At 63.6% G+C, this 16,354-nt stretch carries 14 protein-coding genes; 4 read left to right on the top strand and 10 right to left on the bottom strand.

Features of this window, described 5'->3' with window-relative positions; genetic code table 11:
- Positions 1 to 20: 20 nt before the first annotated feature.
- Positions 21 to 1,553 carry an L-piperidine-6-carboxylate dehydrogenase gene (gene amaB, locus ASD01_RS23790; protein WP_034802987.1) on the top strand — a complete coding sequence of 511 codons (1,533 nt, stop codon included), beginning with the start codon at positions 21 to 23 and terminating at the stop codon, positions 1,551 to 1,553.
- 26 nt (positions 1,554 to 1,579) lie between these two features.
- Positions 1,580 to 2,812 carry a pyridoxal phosphate-dependent aminotransferase gene (locus ASD01_RS23785; protein WP_034802990.1) on the top strand — a complete coding sequence of 411 codons (1,233 nt, stop codon included), beginning with the start codon at positions 1,580 to 1,582 and terminating at the stop codon, positions 2,810 to 2,812.
- A 34-nt stretch (positions 2,813 to 2,846) separates the two neighbouring features.
- On the opposite strand, the gene ASD01_RS23780 is transcribed toward ASD01_RS23785, so the two are convergent.
- Entirely contained in the window at positions 2,847 to 3,395 is a 549-nt protein-coding gene (locus ASD01_RS23780; RefSeq protein ID WP_034802993.1) for a cupin domain-containing protein, read from the bottom strand.
- Positions 3,396 to 3,544: 149 nt separating this feature from the next.
- Here ASD01_RS23780 and aptA point away from each other — a divergent pair, with 149 nt between their 5' ends.
- Entirely contained in the window at positions 3,545 to 4,882 is a 1,338-nt protein-coding gene (aptA, locus tag ASD01_RS23775; protein ID WP_034802996.1) for an omega-aminotransferase AptA, read from the top strand.
- A 111-nt stretch (positions 4,883 to 4,993) separates the two neighbouring features.
- On the opposite strand, the gene ASD01_RS23770 is transcribed toward aptA, so the two are convergent.
- The 9 genes from ASD01_RS23770 to ASD01_RS23730 form a co-directional block, all read right to left on the bottom strand.
- On the bottom strand, positions 4,994 to 6,259 hold the full coding sequence (locus tag ASD01_RS23770; RefSeq protein ID WP_034802999.1) for a glycerate kinase type-2 family protein: 1,266 nt from the start codon (positions 6,257 to 6,259) through the stop codon (positions 4,994 to 4,996).
- Between the two features lie 7 nt (positions 6,260 to 6,266).
- Positions 6,267 to 6,584 (bottom strand): Dabb family protein, encoded by a 318-nt coding sequence (locus tag ASD01_RS23765; protein ID WP_034803002.1) that lies wholly within the window; start codon positions 6,582 to 6,584, stop codon positions 6,267 to 6,269.
- Between the two features lie 7 nt (positions 6,585 to 6,591).
- A complete protein-coding gene (locus ASD01_RS23760) occupies positions 6,592 to 8,247 on the bottom strand; it encodes a GMC family oxidoreductase (RefSeq protein WP_034803005.1) in 1,656 nt (551 codons plus the stop codon).
- A 104-nt stretch (positions 8,248 to 8,351) separates the two neighbouring features.
- Positions 8,352 to 9,131, bottom strand: a complete 780-nt coding sequence (locus ASD01_RS23755; RefSeq protein WP_034803008.1) for a 3-ketoacyl-ACP reductase — start codon at positions 9,129 to 9,131, stop codon at positions 8,352 to 8,354.
- Complete coding sequence (locus ASD01_RS23750; protein WP_060644526.1) at positions 9,128 to 10,627, bottom strand: FAD-dependent oxidoreductase; 1,500 nt, start codon at positions 10,625 to 10,627, stop codon at positions 9,128 to 9,130. Before ASD01_RS23750 ends, ASD01_RS23755 begins: the two co-directional genes overlap by 4 nt.
- A gap of 6 nt (positions 10,628 to 10,633) precedes the next feature.
- A complete protein-coding gene (locus ASD01_RS23745) occupies positions 10,634 to 11,749 on the bottom strand; it encodes an ABC transporter ATP-binding protein (protein WP_034803014.1) in 1,116 nt (371 codons plus the stop codon).
- 4 nt (positions 11,750 to 11,753) lie between these two features.
- On the bottom strand, positions 11,754 to 12,635 hold the full coding sequence (locus ASD01_RS23740) for a carbohydrate ABC transporter permease (RefSeq protein ID WP_034803016.1): 882 nt from the start codon (positions 12,633 to 12,635) through the stop codon (positions 11,754 to 11,756).
- On the bottom strand, positions 12,635 to 13,513 hold the full coding sequence (locus tag ASD01_RS23735) for a carbohydrate ABC transporter permease (RefSeq protein WP_034803019.1): 879 nt from the start codon (positions 13,511 to 13,513) through the stop codon (positions 12,635 to 12,637). Before ASD01_RS23735 ends, ASD01_RS23740 begins: the two co-directional genes overlap by 1 nt.
- Before the next feature lie 175 nt (positions 13,514 to 13,688).
- Positions 13,689 to 14,921, bottom strand: coding sequence for an ABC transporter substrate-binding protein (locus ASD01_RS23730; protein WP_370689582.1), 1,233 nt, complete (start codon positions 14,919 to 14,921; stop codon positions 13,689 to 13,691).
- Positions 14,922 to 15,235: 314 nt separating this feature from the next.
- Here ASD01_RS23730 and ASD01_RS23725 point away from each other — a divergent pair, with 314 nt between their 5' ends.
- Positions 15,236 to 16,300, top strand: a complete 1,065-nt coding sequence (locus ASD01_RS23725) for a LacI family transcriptional regulator (protein ID WP_034803036.1) — start codon at positions 15,236 to 15,238, stop codon at positions 16,298 to 16,300.
- Positions 16,301 to 16,354 lie beyond the last annotated feature (54 nt).

The raw sequence follows: 16,354 nt of genomic DNA, 5'->3' as shown, positions 1-16,354 counted from the left end.
AATAAAACGGGAGTCAGACCATGAACATCGCAACCAAGAAAGTCGACGTGACCAAGGAAGCCGCGGCGCTTCTCGAAAAGATGGGCGTCGCCAAGGAACTCTACACCGGCGGCGACATGCCGTCCTATAGCCCGGTCACCGGCGAGAAGATCGCGGCCCTCAAGACGGTTTCGGCCGCTGAAGCCGCCGCCAAGATCGACCAGGCGCATGAAGCCTTCAAGGCCTGGCGCCTGGTTCCCGCCCCGAAGCGCGGCGAACTGATCCGCCTGCTCGGCGAAGAACTGCGCGCCTTCAAGGCAGACCTCGGCCGCCTGGTTTCGATCGAAGCCGGCAAGATCACCTCCGAAGGCCTCGGCGAAGTGCAGGAAATGATCGACATCTGCGATTTCGCAGTCGGCCTTTCCCGCCAGCTCTATGGCCTGACGATCGCCACCGAGCGTCCCGGCCACCGCATGATGGAAACCTGGCACCCGCTTGGTGTCGTCGGCGTCATCTCCGCCTTCAACTTCCCGGTCGCCGTCTGGTCGTGGAACACCGCACTGGCGCTCGTCTGCGGCAACTCCGTCGTCTGGAAGCCGTCGGAAAAGACCCCGCTCACGGCGCTTGCCTCGCAGGCGATCTTCGAGCGCGCGCTCGCCCGCTTTGGCGATGCGCCGGAAGGCCTGTCGCAGGTCCTGATCGGTGACCGCACCGTCGGTGAAGTTCTCGTCGACAACCCCAAGGTTCCGCTCGTATCGGCCACCGGCTCGACCCGCATGGGCCGCGACGTCGGTCCGCGCCTCGCCAAGCGCTTTGCCCGCGCCATCCTCGAGCTCGGCGGCAACAATGCCGGCATCGTCTGCCCGTCGGCCGATCTCGACATGGCGCTGCGCGCCATCGCCTTCGGCGCCATGGGCACCGCCGGCCAGCGTTGCACCACCATGCGCCGCCTGTTCGTGCATGAAAGCGTCTACGACCAGCTCGTTCCGCGCCTGAAGAAGGCCTACGGTTCGGTCTCTGTCGGTAACCCGCTCGAAACCACCGCCCTCGTCGGCCCGCTCGTCGACAAGGCTGCCTTCGACGGCATGCAGAAGGCAATCGCCGAAGCCAAGTCGCATGGCGGCACCGTCACTGGCGGCGAGCGCGTCGAGCTCGGTTATGACAACGGCTACTACGCCAAGCCCGCTCTCGTCGAAATGCCCAAGCAGGCCGGACCGGTTCTCGAAGAAACCTTCGCGCCGATCCTCTACGTCATGAAGTACAGCGACTTCGACGCCGTCGTTGCCGACCACAATGCGGTCGCAGCCGGCCTGTCGTCCTCGATCTTCACCCGCGACATGCAGGAATCCGAGCGCTTCCTCGCCGTCGATGGCTCGGATTGCGGTATCGCCAACGTCAACATCGGCACCTCGGGCGCCGAAATCGGTGGCGCCTTCGGCGGTGAGAAGGAAACCGGCGGCGGCCGCGAATCCGGTTCGGACTCGTGGAAGGCCTACATGCGCCGCGCCACCAACACGGTGAACTATTCGAAGGCCCTGCCGCTGGCGCAGGGCGTGTCGTTCGACATCGAATAATCGGCGCACCCAGGTAGGTAGAGACCATGACCATCAACGCAACGGTCAAGGAGGCGGGCTTTGAGCCCGCCTCGCGGATCTCCTCGATCGGGGTGTCCGAAATCCTGAAGATCGGCGCTCGCGCGCAAGCGATGAAGCGCGAAGGCAAGCCGGTCATCATCCTCGGTGCGGGCGAACCGGATTTCGACACGCCCGACTTCGTCAAGGACGCCGCCTGCGAGGCGATCAAGCGCGGTGACACCAAGTACACCGCCCTCGACGGCACGCCGGAACTGAAGAAGGCGATCCGCGAAAAGTTCCAGCGTGAAAACGGCCTTGCCTACGAGCAGGACGAGATCACGGTTTCGACCGGCGCCAAGCAGATCCTGTTCAACGCCATGATGGCGTCGATCAATCCGGGCGACGAGGTGGTCATCCCGACGCCCTACTGGACCTCCTATTCGGATATCGTCCAGATCTGCGAAGGCAAGCCGGTTCTGATCCCCTGCGACGCCTCCTCCGGCTTCCGGCTGACCGCCGACAAGCTCGAGGCCGCAATCACGCCGAAGACGCGCTGGGTGCTTTTGAACTCGCCTTCGAACCCGTCGGGTGCCGCCTACAGCGCGAGCGACTACCGGCCGCTGCTCGACGTGCTCCTCAAGCATCCGCATGTGTGGCTGCTGGTCGACGACATGTACGAGCACATCGTCTATGACGGCTTCCGCTTCGTCACCCCGGCCCAGCTCGAGCCCCGCCTCAAGGACCGCACGCTCACGGTCAACGGCGTCTCCAAGGCCTATGCCATGACCGGCTGGCGCATCGGCTATGCCGGCGGTCCGCGCGACCTGATCAAGGCGATGGCTGTTGTCCAGAGCCAGGCGACCTCCTGCCCCTCCTCCGTCAGCCAGGCCGCTTCGGTTGCCGCGCTGACTGGTCCGCAGGAGTTCCTGAAGGAACGGACCGCCAGCTTCCAGCGCCGCCGCGATCTCGTCGTTACCGGCCTCAATGCCATCGACGGCCTCGATTGCCGCGTCCCGGAAGGTGCCTTCTACACCTTCTCCGGCTGCGCCGGCATGCTCGGCAAGGTCACGCCCTCGGGCAAGGCAATCGCAACGGATACGGACTTCTGCGCCTACCTCCTCGACGACGCCCACGTCGCCGTTGTTCCGGGCTCGGCCTTCGGTCTCTCGCCGTTCTTCCGCATTTCCTATGCGACCTCGGAAGCGGAACTGAAGGAAGCGCTCAAACGCATCGCCGACGCCTGCGCTCGGCTTTCTTGACGAACTCCGGACGGCGCCGAGGCGCCGTCCGCTCCTAGAACGTCGGCGGCGTACAGGCGCTGATCACTTCGCAAGGCACCGGCCCAACGCAGCGGAAACGATGCGGCCGCCGGCTTTCAAAATAATAGGCATCCCCCGGTCCCAGGATCCGCCGCTCATCGTCGACGGTGACCTCGATGCGGCCCGACAATACGATGCCCCCTTCCTCGCCGTCATGCACCAGCGGCACTTTCCCGGTATCGGCGCCCGGCTGATAGACCTCTTTCAGGATCTGCAGGCTGCGGCCGAAGAGGTTTTCGCCGATCTGGCGATACGAAATCGGCCCCTTGCCGATCTCGACCAGTTCCTCCGCCGCATAGAACGCCTTGCGCGGTCGTTCCGGCTCGAAGGAGAAGAATTCCGCAAGCCCGATTGGAATGCCGTCGAGAATACGCTTCAGCGCACCGACGGAAGGATTGGAGGCGTTCGACTCGATCAGCGAGATCGTCGAATTGGTGACGCCGGCGCGCTTGGCCAGTTCGCGCTGCGACAGATTGTGCATCAGGCGGAGATGACGAAGCCGGCTTCCGATATCGACGGTCATATGATCCGAACCCTTGGTGTTCAGGTTGTTCGAAATAGCGCAAACACGCTACAACGGTACAATAAATTTCAATGACTTAACTGACAGCAGAAAAGGACTTGTTTGGCAAATCAAATCATGGCGTCAATCGCCGAACTCAGGAGGATGCCATGAACCAGCACACCAAACCCAACGCCCCCGTTCTCGACAGCTATTGGATGCCGTTTACCGCCAACCGGCAGTTCAAGCAGGCTCCGCGCCTGCTCGCGTCCGCCGAGGGCATGCACTACACCAGCACCGACGGCCGCACGATCCTCGACGGCACTGCCGGGCTCTGGTGCGTCAACGCTGGCCATGGCCGCCGTCAGATCGCGTCTGCCGTCGAGCGCCAGCTGTCGACGATGGATTTTGCGCCCTCGTTCCAGATGGGCCATCCGATTGCCTTCGATTTTGCCGAGCGCCTCGCCGAAATCGCGCCGGGTCCGGAAGGCCAGAAGCTCGACCGCGTCTTCTTCACCGGTTCGGGTTCTGAATCGGTCGACACGGCCCTGAAGATGGCGATCGCCTATCAGCGCGCGATCGGCCAGGGCACCCGCACGCGCCTGATCGGCCGAGAACGCGGCTATCACGGTGTCGGCTTCGGCGGCATTTCGGTCGGTGGCATCCTCAACAACCGCCGCGTCTTCCCGCAGCTTCCTGGCTCCGACCACCTGCGCCACACGCATGACCCCGCGAAGAACGCCTTCGTCAAGGGCCAGCCGGAACACGGCGCCGAGCTTGCCGACGATCTCGAGCGGCTGGTGGCGCTGCATGGCGCCGAAACCATCGCCGCCTGCATCGTCGAGCCGGTCGCCGGCTCAACCGGCGTGCTGATCCCGCCGAAGGGATATCTTGAGCGTCTGCGCGCCATCTGCGACAAGCACGGCATCCTGTTGATCTTCGACGAAGTCATCACCGGCTTCGGACGCCTCGGCGCCGCCTTTGCCACCGACTTCTTCGGTGTAACCCCGGATATGGTGACGGCGGCCAAGGGTCTCACCAACGGTGCGATCCCGATGGGCGCGGTCTTTGCCAGCCGCAAGGTGCATGACGCGCTGATGCATGGGCCCGAAAACGCGATCGAGCTCTTCCACGGCTACACCTATTCCGGCCATCCGGCCGCCTGCGCTGCCGGTATCGCCACGCTCGACATCTACCGCGACGAGGGCCTCATGACCCGCGCCGTCGAGCTGCAGGACGCCTGGCACGACGCCATGCACTCGCTGAAGGGCCTGCCTCATGTCATCGACATCCGCACGATCGGCCTGATCGCCGGCATCGAGTTGCAGTCGCGCGACGGCGCAATCGGCGCCCGCGCCTACGACGTCTTCGTCGATTGCTTCGAGAAGGGCCTGCTGATCCGCGTCACCGGCGACATCATAGCCTTCTCGCCGCCACTGATCGCCGAAGAGAAACATTTTGGCGAGATCGTCTCGATCCTCGGCGATGCGCTGAAGCGCGCCAAGTAAGCCCAAGCGACGCACGACAAGGCAACGCCGCCGCCGAAGATCTCGGCGGCGGCGTCTGCATTTCGATTGCACACCTGAATCCGGCTAACGTCTCTACGCGCGAGGCGCGTCCTAACGAATCAACAGCGCCCGGAAATCGTTGACGTTGGTTCCGGTCGGTCCGGGCACGAAGAGATCGCCGCTCACGTCAAAGGCCGACCAGGCGTCGTGCCGGGTAAGATGTAGACGTGGATCGATGCCAGCCGCCCGCATGCGGGCAATGCTCTGCCCATTTGCAAAGGCACCGGCATTGTCTTCGGAGCCGTCGATGCCGTCCGTATCGGCGGCAAGCGCATCGATCCCCGACACGCCGTCGATATCGAGCGCCAGCGACAACAGGAACTCGCTGTTGCGCCCGCCCTTGCCGTAGTCCTTGCCCGAAATCGTCACCGTCGTCTCACCACCGGAAAGCAGTACGACCGGCTTGCCAAACGGCCGGTCTCTCAGCGCCACTTCGCGGGCAAGCGCTGCATGCATGCGACCGATATCGCGCGCTTCACCCTCGATCGCGTCCGAGAGTATATGCGCCTCGATGCCGAGTTCGCGCGCCTTGGCCGCCGCCGCTTCGAGCGAAACGCTTGCCGAAGCAACGACGTGACACTCATGCGCGGCAAACCGCGGATTGTCCGGATCGGGCGCTGCAGCGGCCTCCGAGCGCAGATGCGTCACCACTTGGTCGGGAAGTTCCATGCGATAGCGGGCAACGATCTCCAGCGCCTCGGCCGCCATGCTGCGATCCGGAACGGTCGGCCCCGAAGCGACGAAGGCCGGGTTGTCGCCGGGTACGTCCGAAACGACCAGACTAACGACACGCGCCGGAAAGGCGGCTGCAGCGAGCCGCCCGCCCTTTATCCGCGACACGTGCTTGCGAACGACGTTCATAGCCGAGATCGGCGCGCCGGAGGCAAGCAGCGCCTTGTTGACGGCGATCTCGTCGGCGAGCGTCAAACCCTCAGGCGGCGCCGGGAGCAGGGCCGAGCCGCCACCGGAAATCAGCGCGATGACCAGATCGTCCGCCGTCAAACCGGCCACGGCCTTCAGCAAGGCATCCGAGGCAGCAAGCCCCGCCTCATCCGGCACCGGATGAGCCGACTGCAGCACAGTGATCGTCTCACACTGTTCGATCGGTCCATGACGGGCGACGACCGTTCCGGAGAAGGGATGCTTCCAGAGCTTCTCGAAGGCGGCGGCCATCTGGCTTGCCGCCTTGCCCGCGCCGACGACCACCGTCCGCCCTTTCGGCGGGGCGGGCAGATGCGCCTTGATCGCCTCATAAGGATCGGCGGCTCGAACGGCTTCCTCGAAAAGCCGGGTCAGGAAGAGGCGCGCATCGATCATGGCGTCCTCAGCCGGCGATTTCGAGATCGTAGACGAAGATGCCGGCAATGCCGCCCTCGGCCGCAGCAACGATCTTGGCGCCGGTCTTGCGGTGCTCCTCGTCTTCCAGATAGGCATCGCGCGCCGCCGCGTCAGTGAAGTCGACGATGAAGCCTTCGGCAAAGCCCTTGTCCATGCCCACTTCCGGGCTGACATTGGCGCCGATATGGGCGGCAAGAAATCCCTGTAGCCGGGCCTTCAGCGCGGCAATCTCCCCGAAGATCACCGCCTTCTCCTCGCTGGAGATTTCGGGGCGGAAGCGAATGAAGACACAATGGCGGATCATGGGGACCTCAACGGATATCGGCGCGGGCGCGCGGGCGGCTGTCGTTGCGTTCGTGGGCGAAGATCGCCGGCGGCAGGGGCTGGCGCTCGCGGATGATGTCGGCGCCCTTCTCCCCCATCATGATCGTCGGCCCGTTGGTGTTGCAAGAGGGAACGCGCGGCATCACCGAGCTGTCGCAGACGCGCAGGCCTTCAAGGCCACGCACCTTGAGATCGAGCCCGACCACCGCCATCGCGTCCGTGCCCATCTTGCAGGTGCCGACGGGGTGATGGTCGGTCTTGGCGTTGGCGCAGCCGTAGTCGAAGAACTGCTCGTCGCTGACGACCGAATTGCCCGGCAGGCGCTCCGCCAGCACGAAGGGCTTTAGCGCCGCCTGCTGCATGATCTCGCGGGCGATCTTCAGGCCTTCGATCGACATCCTGCGATCATGCGGATCCTCCCAGTAGTTGGGATCGATCAGCGGCGCTGCCGCCGGATCGGAGGAGGAAAGCCGCACCGTTCCGCGCGAGCGCGGATGCAGATAGGCGGAGTTCAGCGTCACGCCGGCATTCTTCAGCTTTTCGACGCCCGCCTCGATGCCCGAGCCGAGACCGAGATGGAACTGGATATCGGGCGAGCGGGCGTTCGGATCGGCATACCAGAAGCCACCGGTCTCAAACAGCGACGACGCCACCGGGCCCGAGCGGAAGAGCACGTATTGCAGGCCAGCCCATAGCGTACGATGGAGTTTTGCGACGCCGTCATACGTGTGGTCGCCGGTGCATTCGGAAATGACAAAGAGATCGAGGTGATCCTGCAGGTTGCCGCCGACACCCGGTAGGTCATGTTTTACCGCGACACCCACCGATTTCAGGTGATCGGCAGGCCCAATGCCGGACTGCAACAAGAGCTTGGGTGAACCGATGGCGCCGGAAGTTACCAGCACCTCGCGCTCCGCCCGGATGATCTCGCTGCCCTTGCCGGTGACGACTTCGACGCCGACGGCACGTGTACCCTCAAGCACGATCCGCGCCACGCGCGCGCCGGTGCGAACCGTCAGATTGCGGCGATCCTTGATCGGCGAAAGATAGGCAAGCGATGCGCTCGAGCGGCGGCGATTGCGCTGGGTGAGCTGATAGAAGCCGACGCCCGCCTGCTGGCGACCGTTGAAATCGTGATTGTAGGGAATGCCGAGTTCCTGACCGGCGCGGATATAGGCGTCGCAGATCGGCAGCGCCGCCGTGGGCATCGAGACACCGAGCGGGCCGCCATAGGCGTGATAGTCGTCGGCAAAGCGCTGGTTGTCTTCTGAGCGCTTGAAATAGGGAAGCACGCTGCGATAGTCCCAGCCGGTGCAGCCGTCTTCGGACGCCCAGAGGTCGTAGTCGGCGGCGTTCCCGCGGGTATAGAGCTGGGCATTGATCGACGAGCCACCACCGATGACCTTGGCCTGGGTATAGCGTAGCACCCTGCCCTTCATGTGCTTCTGCGGCACGGTCTCCCAGCCCCAGCTGGCAACGCCCTTGGTCATCTTGGCAAAACCGGCCGGCATATGAAACAGCGGATTCCAGTCGCCGCCACCGGCCTCCAGCAAAAGGACACGGACCGATGGATCCTCGGAGAGGCGATTGGCGAGAACGCAGCCGGCCGGGCCGGCGCCGGTGATGATGTAGTCGTAGCTCATTCCCTGTCTTCCCTCCGCCGTCACCAATTTGGAACGTTCCAAATTTTCGACGTGTTCAATTCAAATCCTGCCCGCTTGCGAGCCTCAATAATCCTGCGCGTTTCCTAGAGACGGCCGATCGAAAGCCCGCCATCCGCCTGGATGACCGAGCCGGTGGCAAAGGCGAATTTGCCGCCGGCAAGCCCGGCCGCGATATTGCCGATGTCATCGGGCTCGCCCCAGCGCCGCATCGGCACCAACCCGCCGTCAATCAAGCCATCGTATTTCGCCGAGACGCCGGCGGTCATGTCGGAGCGGATGATACCCGGCCGGATCTCGAAAACCGAGATGCCGGTATTGGCAAGCCTGAGCGCCAGCCCCTGGCTGAAGGCGGCAAGGCCGGCCTTGGTCATGCAATAGTCGAGCCGCTCGGGCGACGTCATCGTTGCCGAAACCGAGGTGATGTTGATGATCGACCGCGGTGCTACATCAGCCGGATCCGTCAGCATCGAGACGAGCACGGCCTGGGTGAAGAATACCGTTCCCCGCAGGTTGGTGGCGACGATCGTGTCGAAATTTTCCGGCAGCAGATCGAGGAAATCACCCCGCATCACCGAGGCGATGCCGGCATTGTTGACGAGGCAGCGGATCGGACCGAGCTCGGCGCGAACACGCTCGACAGTCGCCGCATGGCCGCTGATATCGGCAAGGTTCGCTTCGATGTAGATCGCCCGGCCGTGGTCGCCGGAAAGTTCCGACAGCGTCTGGGCGGTCGTCGCGTCCGCCGCACCGAGGCCGGTGAGCGCAATATCGAAGCCCTCGCGGGCGAGCGCACGGGCGACGCCGAGACCGATGCCGCGGCGGCCGCCGGTGACGATGGCGACGGGGCGCGTCGATGACGTCATGATCGAAACTCCCTAGTGGCGATATGGTCGGCGACCCTGAGCGCCTGGGCAGCAACGGTCAGCGCCGGATTGACGGCCGCCGATGTCGGCAGGAAGCTCGCGTCGACGACGAAGAGGTTCGGGTGGTCGTAGGCGCGACAGTAGGTGTCGAGCGGCGCATGCTTCGGGTCTTTGCCCATCCGCACCGTGCCGCACTGGTGTGACGGCGTGCGTTTGTCGAAAGCCTGGGACAGCACGATCGGATAGCCGGCTGCCTTGAAATGCGCGCGCATCTTCGCTTCGAGCCCGGACAGCGCCTCCGTGTTCGAGCGTCGCCACTGCATGATGATGCCGTTGCCGTCGACCATGATGCGGCTTTCCGGGTTCGGCAGGTCCTCCGTCATCATGTACCAGTCGACCGCATGGCCGGCCATGAAATCGAAGGCAAACCGCGGCGCCCAGAGGGGCGCATTGGCCTTGAGGATGTCGCCGTTGATCTTGCCGAGCAGCTGGACGTTGCCGAGCGGCAGGCCATCCCTGCTGCCGGTGAGGTAATAGTCGTTCAGCATCAGCGTCTTCTGGTAGATGCTGTCGTTGCGCTTGAACGGGTTGATTGCCAGCATGGCGCTGCAATTGTGGTTCATGAAGTTGCGGCCGACCTGGTCGGAGGCGTTGGCGAGCCCCTTGCCGTCGCCGGACCGCAAGAGGATGGCGGCCGAATTGATCGCGCCCGCCGACAGGATTACCAGCTTCGGCGACAGCTTCTTCTTCTCGCCCCTGTGGGTGTAGTGGATCGCCTCGATCCGGCCGCCGGGTCCCGCCTCCAGCGTGTCGACATGCGCCGAGGTGATCAGCTCGATATTGGGATCCTTCAGTGCGGAAGCGAGCGATGCGGTTTCAGCGTCCATCTTGCCGTTGCCGGTGTTCGGAAACCCGTCCCAGGGCGTGCGCCCGCCGGCAAGCCAGGCGTCGATGTCGACGCCGAGCGGCAGCGTTGCCGGATTGAGCCCCTGCGCCTTCAGCTCTGCACGGGCCCGCGCAATCGCCGGCTCGTCCGGCACCGGGCCGAAAGTGTAAGGCGAGCTGTGGAACGGCTCCGTCGGGTCGTCGCCCAATTCGCCGCGCACCTCGAACAGCTGCTCGGCCTTGCCGTACCAGGGCTCCAGCTCCTCGTAAGGGAAAGGCCACGCCGGCGAAACGCCGCCGAGATGCTGCATCTCGGTGAAATCTTCGGCCCGGTATCGCAGGAGCACCGCACCGAAGAGCTTGGAATTGCCGCCGACGAAGTAGAAGTTTCCGGGGTTGAACTCGGTGCCGTCGGGTTCGCGCCACATCTCCCTCGGGCGGAAGTGGCCCTTGACGAAGATCGAGCTGTAGCTGCGCGCCTCCGGCGTATCGGGCAGGCGGTCGCCACGCTCGAGGATGGCGATGCGGGCGCCGGAGCCGGCAAGCCCCGCCGCAAGCGTGGAGCCGCCGATCCCCGACCCGATAATGACGATGTCCGGCTGCTCCTGCATCGTTGGTTACGCGATCCGCTGCTGGCTCTGCGGATCGAAGAACACCGCCTTGTCGAGATTGAAGGCAAGGCGCGAGGTCTGCCCGGGCGCGATGCGGGCATCGGCTCTCAGCCGGGCAACGATTTCCTTGCCGCCGAGACGGGTGACCGCAAAGGTATCGGAGCCGGCCGGCTCGACCACCTCGATCAGGCACTCGCCCTCGGCGACCACCTTGGCATTGCGGTCGGCGCCATCAGGATCGGTCAGCGCTTCCGGACGGATGCCGAAGACGACGTCCTTGCCGGCATAGGCAGACAGTGCGCCGTTGGCCTGAGGCACCGCAAGCTTCAGCGGCTCGGCATTCGGACGCGTCAGCGTGACCGCAATGTCGGAGCCGCTCTTTTCGATCCGCGCCGTCAGCAGGTTCATCGCCGGCGAGCCCATGAAGTCGGCGACGAACATGTTGGCCGGGTTGTTGTAGATCTCGGCCGGCGTCCCGAACTGCTGCAGCACGCCGTCCTTCAGCACCGCGATCTTGGTCGCCAGCGTCATCGCCTCGATCTGGTCGTGGGTCACGTAGACGATCGTCGTCTTCATGCGGTTGTGCAGCCGCTTGATTTCGGTGCGCATGTCGACGCGCAGCTTTGCGTCGAGGTTGGAGAGCGGCTCGTCGAACAGGAAGACCTGCGGGTTGCGCACCAGCGCTCGGCCCATGGCGACGCGCTGGCGCTGGCCGCCCGAGAGCTGGCTCGGCTTGCGATCGAGCAGATGGCCGATCTGCAGCATTTCCGAGACCTGCTTGATCGCCTTTTCGCGCTCCTCCTTCGGCACGCCGCGGATTTCCATGCCGAAGGCGATGTTTCCGGCAACCGTCATGTTCGGGTAGAGCGCGTAGGACTGGAACACCATGGCGATGTCGCGCTTCGAGGGATGCAGATCGGCAACCGAGCGACCGTTGATGGCGATCTCGCCCGATGTGATCGGCTCCAGACCGGCAATGGTGTTGAGAAGTGTGGACTTGCCGCAGCCGGAGGGGCCGACCAGCACCAGGAAGCCGCCTTCTTCGATCTCCAGGTTGATATCCTTCAGGATCTCGAGCGAGCCATAGGATTTGCGCAGGTTGCTGATTTTCAAGAAAGACATGAGCTTATCCTTTCACGGCGCCCGACATCAGCCCGCGAACGAAGTAGCGGCCGGACACGATGTAGACGATGAGCGTTGGCAGGGCGGCGAGGATCGCGCCCGCGAAGTGGACGTTGTATTCCTTGACGCCTGTCGAGGACGAAACGAGGTTGTTCAGCGCGACCGTCATCGGCGTCGAATAGGGGCCTGAGAAGGACGCGCCGAACAGGAAGTCGTTCCAGATGTTGGTGAACTGCCAGATGACCGAGACGACGATGATCGGACCGGAGGACGGCAACAGGATGCGCCAGAAGATCTGGAAGAAGCTGGCGCCGTCGATCTGCGCTGCGCGCACCAGCTCGGTCGGGAACGCTTCGTAGTAGTTGCGGAAATAGAGCGTCGTGAAGCCGATGCCGTAGATCACATGGACGAAGATCAGGCCCCAGATCGAACCGGCTATCCCAAGGATGCCGAGGATGCGTGCCATCGGGATCAGCACGATCTGGAACGGGATGAAGCATGAGAGCAGCAGCATGCCGAAGAAGATGTTGGCACCGGGGAAGCGCCACTTCGTCAGCACATAGCCATTGAGTGCGCCGATGATCGTCGAGATCGCCACGGCCGGCACGACCATCAGGATCGAGTTGATGAAGAAGGGTTTCAGGCCGGTCGGCTGCACGCCGATCTGCGCCGTCGACCAGGCCTGAAGCCACGGCTCGACTGTAAAGGTCTGCGGCAGGTTGAGCATGCCGCCCTGGCGGATCTCGTCGAGCGGCTTCACCGAGTTCACCAGCATCACGTAGAGCGGCAACAGCGAATAGAGCGCAAAGAGGATCAGCGCGGTGTAGATCAACGCGCGGGTGAGGCGGTTGTGCGAAATGATGTTGTCTGGGCTCGGAGCGCTCATCAGCGTCGTGCTCCCCGGATTTCGGAATAGAGATAGGGAACGATGATCGAGAAGATCATCACCAGCATGATGATCGCCGAGGACGCGCCGATGCCCATCTGGTTGCGGGTGAAGGTGTAGGAATACATGAAGGTCGCCGGCAGTTCGGTCGCCTGGCCGGGGCCGCCGCCGGTAAGCGCGATGATCAGGTCGTAGGCCTTGATCGCCAGATGCGCGAGCACCACGAATGCGGAAAGAAACACCGGCCGCATCAGGGGAATGACGATCCGGCGATAGATCGTCGAGGTCTTGGCGCCGTCGATCTGCGCTGCCTTGATGATCTCGTTGTCGACGCCGCGAAGGCCCGCAAGGAACATCGCCATGATGAAGCCGGTCGACTGCCAGACCGCGGCAATGACGACGCAGTAGATCGCGTAGTTGCGGTCCTTGATCCAGTTGAACGAGAAGCTCTCCCAGCCCCAGAGGTGCATGGTGTTCTCAAGGCCGATGCCGGGATCGAGGAACCACTTCCAGGCCGTTCCGGTCACGATGAACGAGAGTGCCATCGGGTAGAGGTAGATCGGCCGCAGGAAACCTTCGGCCCGGATCTTCTGGTCGAGCAGGATTGCCAGCCCAAGGCCGAGCACGGAGCAGATGGCGATATAGAGCGCGGCGAAGATCGCCAGGTTGCTCACCGCCCGCCACCAGTGCGGCAGCGCCCACAGCTTCGAATAATTGCTTAACCCGACGAAATTGTAGGACGGCAGCATCTTGCTGTCCGTCATCGACAGAAAGCCGGTATAGGCAATAAAGCCATAGACAAAGATCAGGACGATGAGGAAGCTCGGGGCAAGCACCAGCTTCGGTATCAGGTCCTGCAGGCGACTGCGGCTATCCATGAACGTTCACCACTTCTGGCGCGGCCGTCGGGAAATCCCTGATATCGGCATCCGCGCGAGGTTCTGGGTATCAAAGCGCCCCTCCCCGTGTCCTGTTGGCCACGGCGGTTCGACGGCGCCTGCATGTCGGAATGGGGTGTCCGGGGCGCCTAGAGTGCGCCCCGGAGCGAGCCCGTTACTTCGCGGCCTCGACGGCCGAGACCAGTTCCTTGACGGCCTCTTCGGACGTCAGTTCGCCGTTGAACTCGCGCGTCACGACGTCGTAGATCGCGTTCTTCACGGCAGCCGGGTTGGCATGGCCATGGGCCATGGAGCCGAAGAGCTTGCCGTTGGTGTTGGCCTCTGCCAGGTCCTTGATGCCCTTCTTGCCGCAGGCGTCGAAGTCCGTGTCCGGAACGTCGGTGCGGGCCGGGACCGAGCCCTTGACCACGTTGAAGGCCGACTGGAAGGTCGGGCTTTCGATCGCCGAAGCCATGGCGAGCTGGGCCGGAACCTTGTCGTCGGCAACCTTGAACATCGCGAACTGGTCGGAGTTGAAGGTCACGGACCCTTGCGTACCCGGGAAGCGCATGCAGACGAAATCGGTGCCCGGCACCTTCTTGGCCTTCAGGAATTCGCCCTTGGCCCAGTCGCCCATGAACTGCAGGCCGGCCTTGTTCTCTATGACCATGGCGGAGGCGAGGTTCCAGTCACGGCCCGAGAAGTTGTCGTCGACATAGGAGCGCAGCTTCGTCATGCGGTCGAAGGCTTCCTTCATCTTGTCGCCGCCGAGCGCTGCCGGGTCGAGATCGATGAAAGCCTGCTTGTAGAAGTCGGTGCCGAGCGAAAGCACGACGGCGTCGAAGATCGTCGCATCCTGCCAGGGCTGGCCGCCATGGGCGATCGGGGTGATCCCCTGGGCCTTGAAGTTGTCGAGCAGGGCAACCAGTTCGTCCCAGTTGGTCGGCTCCTTGCCGCCAGCCTTGTCGAGGGCGGCCTTGTTGATCCAGACCCAGTTGGTCGAATGCACGTTGACCGGCGCTGCGATCCAGTGGCCGTCATACTTCGAGAATTGCTGCAGGGCGGTCGGGATCACCTTGTCCCAGCCTTCCTTGGAAGCGGTCTCGTCGAGGTTGCCGAGTGCGCCTTCCTTGGCCCAGTCGAGAATGTCGAAGCCGAGCATCTGCACGGCGGTCGGAGCGTTGCCTGCGGTGACGCGAGCGCGCAGAACCGTCATCGCTTCCGTACCGCCACCGCCGGCAACCGGCATGTCGGTCCAGGTGATGCCCTTGCTTTCCAGGTCCTTCTTCAGAACGTCGAGTGCGGCGGCTTCGCCACCGGATGTCCACCAGTGCAGAACTTCCACATTTTCGGCTGCGCGCGCGGCGGTGGCCGCCATCATCAGCGCCACAACGGCCGTCGTCGTCATCAACTTGCGCATCGTTTTCCTCCCGTTTGCAAGTTAACGAGGCGGAACCTCCTCCACCCCGGAATTCGCGCCGCTTCAGCCAGCGGCTGGCCATTTAAAACGTTATAAATTCAGCAAGTCAAGCATTCCGCCATTTTGTATTTTAGCACCTTCGGAACCGTTTGAATTTACTGAATTATATAGCTCACATTAGCTATTGCAGTGCAGCACACCATGCCGCGATGCGAGATTTAAAACGTTTTCATGATTCGATTGCCTAAGCCCTCGCACCACGATACAAACACCGCTCCCGCCCGCGTTCAGAAAGACTAGCATTGGCCGATCCCTCCAAGCCCGCCCACGCCGAAGACATTGGTTCTGCCGTCAAGCGCGGCAAGCCGACCCTTCGCACGATCGCGGAAATCACCGGCCTTGCGGTCACCACCGTTTCGCGTGCCCTTTCCGATGCGCCGCAGATCTCGCTCGATACCCGCAAGCGAGTGCGCGAGGTCGCAGACGAGATCGGCTATTCGCCCGACCGCGCCGCCCAGCGCCTGAAGACCGGCCGCACCAATGTCATCGGCGTGCTGCTCGACCCGCACGAGGAAATCCTCGGCTACGGCACCTCGATCATGAGTGGCATCGCCAAGGCACTTCAGGGCACGGCCTACCACCTGATCGTCATGCCGAACTTCCTGAACTCGACCAATGTCGAAGCGGTCAACTACATCACCCGCAACGCGATGGCCGATGGCCTGATCTTCTCGCGCACGGAACCGCTCGATCCCCGGGTCCGATTGCTGTCCGATCTCGGCTTTCCCTTCGTCACCCATGGGCGCACGGAGCTTTCCACCCCACATCCCTATGTCGACTACGACAACTTCACCTTTTCCTACCAGGCGACGAAGCGCCTGATCGCCAAGGGCAGGCGCAAGCCCGCACTGATCAGTGGCCCCGCCGATTTCACCTTTGCCGGCCATCTTCAGCACGGCTTCATGACCGCCGTGCGCGAGGCGGGCTGCGCCTACGAAATCCTCTCGGGCATCGATCTCGACAGCCCGGCAGGCGCCATCCGCGACCGCGTGCGCCAGCGCTATGCCGAGCCCGATCCGCCGGACAGTTTCATGTGCGGCGGCGAAGTCTGCGCGCTCGCAACCATCACCGGCATGAGCGATTGCGGGCTGACGCTCGGACGCGAATACGACATCGTCGCCAAGCAGACCTCGCATCTCCTGAGCGCCATCCAGCCGCAGGTCGAGACGATCTACGAGGACCTGACGGCGACCGGCGAGGACATGGGCCGGGTGCTCCTGCAGAAGATCGGCGGAGAAAGCGACGTCAGCAAGCTGCAGCTGCTGCTCTGTCCGCAGATCCCATCGAGCTTCGGCGCGGCCGGCTGAGCGGGCGAACACGGTACGCAAGGCGGCGTCACGTGACGCTGCCTCCTGCCCCAA

Origin of the sequence: Ensifer sp. Root423, from assembly GCF_001426275.1 — a bacterium.
Classification (GTDB): Bacteria; Pseudomonadota; Alphaproteobacteria; order Rhizobiales; family Rhizobiaceae; genus Ensifer; species Ensifer adhaerens.
The sequence above is the reverse complement of the archived record's forward strand: the minus strand, read 5'-3'. Positions and strand labels throughout refer to the sequence as shown.